The 6,769-nt window shown below is 73.4% G+C and carries 6 protein-coding genes and 1 pseudogene; 4 read left to right on the top strand and 3 right to left on the bottom strand.

Annotated elements, in window-relative coordinates; all coding sequences use genetic code 11:
* From ACFU99_RS27605 to ACFU99_RS27595, 3 genes and pseudogenes are all read left to right on the top strand, one after another.
* Positions 1-265, top strand: a pseudogene (locus ACFU99_RS27605) (phosphoenolpyruvate phosphomutase); the annotation flags it as partial.
* The gene (gene aepY / locus ACFU99_RS27600; protein ID WP_384396903.1) at positions 262-1,413 is read left to right on the top strand and encodes a phosphonopyruvate decarboxylase; all 1,152 of its coding nucleotides are present in this window, start codon (positions 262-264) and stop codon (positions 1,411-1,413) included. The pseudogene ACFU99_RS27605 and the gene aepY, both read left to right, overlap by 4 nt.
* Complete coding sequence (locus ACFU99_RS27595) at positions 1,410-2,174, top strand: sulfite exporter TauE/SafE family protein (RefSeq protein WP_384396901.1); 765 nt, start codon at positions 1,410-1,412, stop codon at positions 2,172-2,174. The genes aepY and ACFU99_RS27595 overlap by 4 nt, the downstream gene beginning before the upstream one ends.
* Positions 2,175-2,219: 45 nt before the next feature.
* On the opposite strand, the gene ACFU99_RS27590 is transcribed toward ACFU99_RS27595, so the two are convergent.
* Together ACFU99_RS27590 and ACFU99_RS27585 are read right to left on the bottom strand one after the other, a co-directional pair.
* Positions 2,220-3,500: a cytochrome P450 gene (locus ACFU99_RS27590; RefSeq protein ID WP_384396898.1), complete on the bottom strand. Its 1,281-nt coding sequence runs from the start codon at positions 3,498-3,500 to the stop codon at positions 2,220-2,222.
* A gap of 49 nt (positions 3,501-3,549) precedes the next feature.
* Positions 3,550-4,923 carry a glutamine synthetase family protein gene (locus ACFU99_RS27585; RefSeq protein ID WP_384396895.1) on the bottom strand — a complete coding sequence of 458 codons (1,374 nt, stop codon included), beginning with the start codon at positions 4,921-4,923 and terminating at the stop codon, positions 3,550-3,552.
* Between the two features lie 242 nt (positions 4,924-5,165).
* Here ACFU99_RS27585 and ACFU99_RS27580 point away from each other — a divergent pair, with 242 nt between their 5' ends.
* Positions 5,166-5,963, top strand: a complete 798-nt coding sequence (locus tag ACFU99_RS27580) for an acetoacetate decarboxylase family protein (protein WP_384396906.1) — start codon at positions 5,166-5,168, stop codon at positions 5,961-5,963.
* Positions 5,964-5,979: 16 nt separating this feature from the next.
* On the opposite strand, the gene ACFU99_RS27575 is transcribed toward ACFU99_RS27580, so the two are convergent.
* Positions 5,980-6,769 (bottom strand): SDR family NAD(P)-dependent oxidoreductase (locus ACFU99_RS27575; protein ID WP_384396892.1); only part of this gene is annotated, 790 nt, incomplete at its 5' end.

Below are 6,769 nucleotides of genomic sequence, written 5' to 3'. Positions count from 1 at the left end.
CACGCCCACGACATACCACGCGGTGGGCGTCGACGCGTTCGAGCGCGCGGGCGTCTCGACGCTGATCTGGGCCAACCAGAACATGCGGGCCTCGGTGCAGGCGATGCGCGACGTCAGCCGGTCCGTCTTCGAGAACCACCGGCTCAGCGACGTGGAACCGGCCCTCGCCCCCGTCAAGGAGATCTTCGACTTCCTCGACTACGACGAACTCGACGACGCCGGCCGCCGCTATCTGCCGACCGGGACCCCCGAGGCCACCTCGTGATCCGCGCCGGGGAGTTCCTGCGGGCGGCCCTCGGCCGGGGCCTCGACTTCTACACCGGGGTCCCGTGCTCGTTCCTCACCCCGCTCATCAACGGCGCCATCAGCCACCAGGAGCTGCGCTACGTCGGCGCGACGAGCGAGGGGGAGGCCGTCGCGCTGGCCGGCGGCGCGTGGCTGGCGGGCCGGCGGCCCGTCGTGATGTGCCAGAACTCGGGGCTGGGGAACATGGTCAACCCCCTCACCTCACTGAGCCACCCGTTCCGCATCCCGTTCCTGCTCGTGTGCACCTGGCGCGGGCAGTCGGGCGTCCAGGACGAGCCCCAGCACGAGGTCATGGGCGCCGTCACGCACGACCTGCTGACCACCATCCGCATCCCGCACCGGCCGTTCCCCGACCGGCCCGAACTCATCGGCCCCGCCCTGGACGAGGCCGCGAAACTCATGGCCGACGGCGAACTCCCCACCGCGCTCATCATGCGGAAGGGCACGGTCGCCCCGGACGAACCGCTGGACCAGGCCCCGTACACGCCTGTGCCGCGCGCCGGGGCGGTGGAGGACCGTACCCGCGGCGGGCCCCGCCCCTCGCGGACCCGCGTCCTGGAAGCCGTCCTCGCCGCGGTCCCCGCCGAGGCGGCCGTCATCGCGACCACCGGGAAGTGCGGACGGGAACTGTTCACCCTGGCCGACCGGGAGCAGCACCTCTACCAGGTCGGCTCCATGGGCTGCGCCGGGGCCATGGCCCTCGGCGTCGCGCTGAACACGGCGCGCACGACCGTGGTGCTCGACGGGGACGGCGCGGCGCTGATGAAAATGGGCAACATGGCCACCATCGGAGCCGCCGCGCCGCGCAACCTCGTCCATGTGATCCTCGACAACGGCGTCCATGACTCGACCGGCGGGCAGGCGACGGTCTCCGCCGGAGTCGACTTCGCCCGCGTCGCGCTCGCCTGCGGCTACCGGTCGGCCTCCGCCAGTGATGACGCGGACGGCTTCGCCGCGGCGTTCCGGTCGGCTCTCGCCGGGCCGGGCCCGCATCTGCTGCACGCCCGTATCGCTCCCGGCTCGCCGGAGCGGCTCGGCCGCCCCGCCACCGCACCGTACGAAGTGGCGCGCCGCTTCCGGCACTTCCTCGCGGCGGGGCCGCGGTGACCTGGCCGACCGCGGCGTTCGTGCTGACCAGCGGGGTGCTGGCGGGGGTGATCAACACGATCGTGGGCTCGGGCACCCTCGTGACCTTCCCCGTCCTCCTGGCCAGCGGCTATCCGCCGGTACTCGCCAACATGTCCAACACGGTCGGGCTCGTGGCCGGCAACTTCAGCGGCGCGTACGGCTACCGGCACGAACTGCGCGGGCAGCTGCACCGCGTCGCGCGGTTCGGCGCCGTCGCACTCGTCGGCGCGGTCATCGGCGCCTTCGGGCTCGTCGTGCTGCCCCCGGCCGCGTTCGACGCCGTCGTCCCCGCGCTGGTGCTGATCGCCACCCTGCTCGTGGTCGCCCAGCCGTGGCTCAAGCGACGACTCGGCGAACGCACGGAGAAGGCGGCGGCCGGCGGCGGGCCCGCCCTGTGGGCCGGGATCTTCGTCGCCGGGGTCTACGGCGGCTACTTCGGGGCCGCGGCGGGCGTGATCCTGCTCGCCCTGTTCGGCCTGCTGCTCAACGAGAACATCCAGCGCCTCAACGGCATCAAGAACGTCTGCATCGGCCTGGTCAACGCGGCCGCCGCCGTGGTGTTCGTCATCATCGCGCCGATCGCCTGGCTGCCCGCCGCCCTGCTCATGGTCGGCTCCTTCATCGGCGGCCGACTCGGCGCCCGCACGGCGCGCCGCATGCCTCCGGCGGTGCTGCGCGGCTGCGTCGTCACGGTCGGCCTCACGGCCACGGCCCTGCTGATACTCCGCCGGTGGGCCTGACGGGCGCTCGCGCGTTCTCGATGACGCGCTGCCGGCCGCCCGCGGCTACGCCAGGGCGACCTCGACCGGCAGCTCCTTCAGGCCGTTGACGAAGTTGGAGCGGACGCGGCGGGGGGCGGCCGTGAGGCGGATGCCGGCGAGGCGGGGGAGCAGCTCCTCGAACATGACGCGCAGTTCCAGGCGGGCCAGCGAGGCGCCCAGGCAGAAGTGCGGGCCTCCCTTGCCGAAGGTGAGCTGGTCGTTGGGGGAGCGGGTGACGTCGAAGCGGTAGGGGTCGTCGAAGACGGCCTCGTCGCGGTTGCCGGAGGCGTACCACAGGACGACTTTGTCGCCCTCGGCGATCCGCCGGCCGCCCAGCTCGGTGTCGCGGGTCGCGGTGCGCCGGAAGTGGTAGACGGGGGAGGACCAGCGCAGGAACTCCTCCACCGCGCCCTGTATCAGGGACGGGTCCCGGCGCAGCAGCTCCCGCTGCTCCGGGTGGTCGATCAGGGCGAGCGTGGCGAGCGAGATGGCGTGCCGGGTGGTCTCGTTGCCCGCGACGACCAGCAGCAGGAAGTAGTTGTCGAAGTCCCGCGCCGACAGCGGCACCCCGTCCGACAGCGGCTCGTTGACCAGCCGGCTCACCAGGTCGTCGCCGTCGGCGCCCTGGCGGCGCGCGGCGAGCTCACGCCCGTACGCGAAGACCTCCAGCGCCGCCGGGCTGCGGAACGGCAGGTCGCGGTAGCGCTCGCTCTCCTCCGTGCCGAGCAGGACGTCCGCGTAGTCGGGGTCGGTGTTGCCGATGATGCGGTTGCCCCAGTCGATGAGCCGCTGGGTGTCGTGCTCGGGGACGTCGAGCATGCGGGCGAGGACGTTGATGGGGAAGTCGGCCGCGATCTCCCGTACGAAGTCGAAGCGGCTCCCCTTGGCGAGAGCCGCGTCCAGGGTGCGCGCGGTCAGCCCGCGCAGGAACACCTCGTACGCGGCGACGGCGCGCGGCGTGAACTGCCGCTGGAGCAGCCGCCGCATGGCCCGGTGGCGCGGGCCGTCGGTCTCCAGGAGGGAGCGGCGCAGCTCGCGGTGGTCCTCGTCGACCTCTTCGAGGTTGGTGAAGCGGGTGGAGGTGAACGTCTCCGGGTCGCTGCCCGCGCGCACGATGTCCGCGTGCCGGGTGACGGCCCAGAAGCCGCTGCCGGGCGCGGGCTCCGGCTGCCAGTGGACGGGGTCCTCGCGGCGCAGCGTGTCGAACATCCGCCAGGGCAGCTCGCCGTCGGTGAAGTTGTCGTGGTCGGCGAGGTCGATCGCGTCGAGGGGGAGGGGTTCGGGTGCGGTGGACGTGACGGTCATGGCGGCTGTCCTTCGGATCGGGCGGCGGGCCGGGCGCACTGCTGGGCCGTCACAGGAGGAAGGCGTACTCCTTGAACTCCCAGTCCGTGACGTACTGCTGGAACCGCGCGATCTCGTTGCGCTTGTACGCGAGGAACGAGCGGGTGAAGTCGGCCCCCAGTACCTCGGTCAGGTCCGCGTCGCCCTCCAGCGCGTCGAGCGCCGCGCCGAGCGTGCCCGGCAGCCGGGCCGCGGTCCCCTCCTGGTAGCCGTAGCCGCGCAGCGGCTCGGGCGGCTCCTTCTTCTCCCGCAGGCCGAGCGCCACGGCGGCGAGCACGCCCGCGACGGCGAGATAGGGGTTGGCGGTGGCGTCCCCGAGGCGCAGCTCCAGGCGGGTGCCGTCGCCGCGCTCGGGCGGTATGCGCACCATCGCGCTGCGGTTGTCCAGCCCCCAGTCGATCAGCCAGGGGGCGAGGGTGTCGGGGCCGAAGCGCTTGTAGGAGTTGACGGTCGGGTTGAGCAGCGCGGTGAGCGCGGGCGCGTGGGCGAGGACGCCGGCGATGGCGTGCCGCGCGGTGGAGGACAGCCCGTGCGCGTCCGCGTCCTCATCGGCACGGCCTTCGAAGACATTGTGGCCGTCCGCGTCCACCATCGACAGGTGCAGATGGAAGCCGGAACCGCCCTCCTCGTTGAAGGGCCTGGCCATGAACGTCGCCAGCCGCCCCTCCGTGCGTGCGATCTCCTTGATCGCCGTCTTGAAGCGGAACGCGCGGTCGGCGGCGTCCAGGGCCGACGAGTGGTCGAGGTTGATCTCGAACTGGCCGCTGCCGAACTCGCGGTTCCCGGCCGTCGCGCCGATCTCCAGCTCCTTCAAGTGGCGCAGGGTGCGCAGCAGATGGCCGTCGGGGTCGCCGCGCAGCCCCGCGCTGTAGACGTTGCCGGGGGCCTGTCCGTACGGCGACCAGCCGGTGGCCGAGCGCTCGTCCCGCTCGCACAGGTAGTACTCCAGCTCGGGGCCGATCACCGCGTGCGGCTGTGCGCCGCACCGCTCCAGCACGTCGCGCAGCAGGTCGCGGGGGGATTCGGTGGCCGCCCCGCCGGTCGCCGGGTCGAGGGCGTCGCCCAGGCACCAGGCGACGCCGGGCTCCCAGGGCAGCGGGTGCAGGGTGTCCAGGTCGGGCCGGACCGAGATGTCCGGCATCCCCGCCGACAGGCCCCCCGGCATGGGGACGACGTCGCTCTGGGGGCTGGTGTGGTAGACGGCGCGGCAGAACGTCAGGCCGCTGCGCACGGCGGCCGGCAGGTGGTCGACGAGGATGTCGCGGGCGCGGTCGGCGCCCAGCAGATCGGGGTAGACGACGCGCACCACGTCGATGTTCTGTGCGCGCAGCGCCGTGACGGCCCGGCGGGCGCGGTCGTCCTGTGCGGGGCTCTCTTCGCTCACCCTGTCCAGCCTTCCTGCGGGGCGTGTGCGGGGGTTCACTCGGGAAATCGGTGGGGCCGAGTGGGGGCGTCGTTGAGGATCGTTTGGGGTCGAACAATATGAAGAGGGCGGGGGCCGCGCAAGGGGGTGCGGCGAATCGGCGGCGACGGCGGCCCGCTCGTGACAACTCGGGGCCGAGGTCATAACGTACGGACCCAAACGATTAGTCCGGCGAGGAACTCCAGGAGTCCGCTGTGCCCACCGTGCCGACCGTCCGAGGATTCTTTCCGCCCAAGACCGCCACGGGGCGGGCGTCGCTGATCCCGGCCCCGCCCTGGTACTACTCGGGCGACCTGCTCACCATCGAATACCGCACCGACCCCGCGCGCGTCCGCGAACTGCTGCCCGCGCCGCTCGTCCCCGCCGCCGAGGACCCCGGCGCCGTCGCCCTGATCTGGGCCGACTGGCAGTCCTGCGGCGCCGGCAAGGACGAACTGCTCGACCCGGTGCGCGGCCAGTACAAGGAGTGCTTCGCGGTCGTGCGCTGCGGCTACCGCGGCCGAACGTACTCGCGCTGCGTCCACATCTGGGTCGACAAGGACTTCGCCCTCGCCCGCGGAATCCACCAGGGCTACCCGAAGAAACTCGGCTCCATCCACCTGACCCGGCCCCACCCGTACGGGCCCGCGCCCCGCATCGAGGCCGGGGCCGTCTTCGGCGCCACCCTCGCGGCCGGAGACCGGCGGCTCGCCCAGGCGGTCGCCACACTGCGCGAACCCTCGCAGACGAACGGCTTCGTGAACGGCCACCCGATGGCCCACCACCGCTGGATGCCCTCCATCGACGGGACGGGGCTCGCCCTCGACGAACTCGTCGAGAGCGGAGCCGCGTCCTTCGAGGCCGGCCCGGCCTGGGCGGCCGACGCCGACCTGGAGCTCTTCGAGTCGCCCACCGAGGAACTGGCCGCCCTCACCGTCGAGGAGCCGATCGGGGCCTACTACCGCCAAGTGGGGGTCTGCTGGAACGGGGGGACCCTGCTGGAGCGGGGCGGGGGAGCGTAGGGCACCCCCCGGCGGGTCACCGGGGCGCGAGCGTGAAGTCGAAGGGCACGCGCCCCGCGTCGACCATGGTCAGACCGCCGTCCACGGTCAGCGTCGCCCCGTTGACGTACGACGAGCGCGGCCCGAGGAGCCACAGCACGGCGTCCGCGACCTCCTCGGCCGCCGCCGCCCGCCGCTGCGGCACCAGCGCGGTGGCCCGCGCGTACGCCGCGTCCAAGGGCGCCGCGTCACCGGCGAACTCCCGCATCTCCTCGTCGGCCATCTCCGTACGCGTCCACCCCGGGCAGACCGTGTTGGCGCGCACCCCTTGGGGGCCGAACTCCGCGGCGATGACGCTCGTCAGCATGGCCGCGCCCGCCTTGGACGCGGCGTACGCGCCCGCTCCCGTCGCGGCCCGCAGCCCGGCGACCGAGCCCACCGTGACGAACGCGCCGCGCGCGGCGACAAGATGCGGGAGGGCCGCGCGGGCCAGCAGGAAAACGGCGGTGAGGTTGGTGCGCAGCGTGACGTCCCAGTCCTCGTCGCCGAGTTCGAGCAGCCCGCCGGGGCGGATGGTCCCCGCGTTGGCGACCACGCCGTCCAGCCGGCCGTGGTCGCGCACCACGTCCGCGACCAGCCGGTCGACCTCGCTCCGTACGGTCACGTCGGCCACGTACGGCGTCGCGCCGCAGGCGTCCGCGACCTCGCGCAGCGCGTCGGCGCGCCGGGCGCACACCGCGACGCGGGCCCCGTCCCGCGCGCCGCGCGCGGCGACGGCCGCGCCGATCCCGCTGCTGGCCCCGGCCACGAGCAGGACGGGCGGCCGG

This window comes from Streptomyces sp. NPDC057654, assembly GCF_042800135.1.
In the GTDB taxonomy this organism is placed as follows: Bacteria; Actinomycetota; Actinomycetes; order Streptomycetales; family Streptomycetaceae; genus Streptomyces.
The sequence above is the reverse complement of the archived record's forward strand: the minus strand, read 5'-3'. Positions and strand labels throughout refer to the sequence as shown.

Excerpts from the sequence above, each read along its gene's own strand:
- ACFU99_RS27590 (WP_384396898.1), bottom strand. The coding sequence starts at position 3,500 with ATGACCGTCACGTCCACCGCACCCGAACCCCTCCCCCTCGACGCGATC.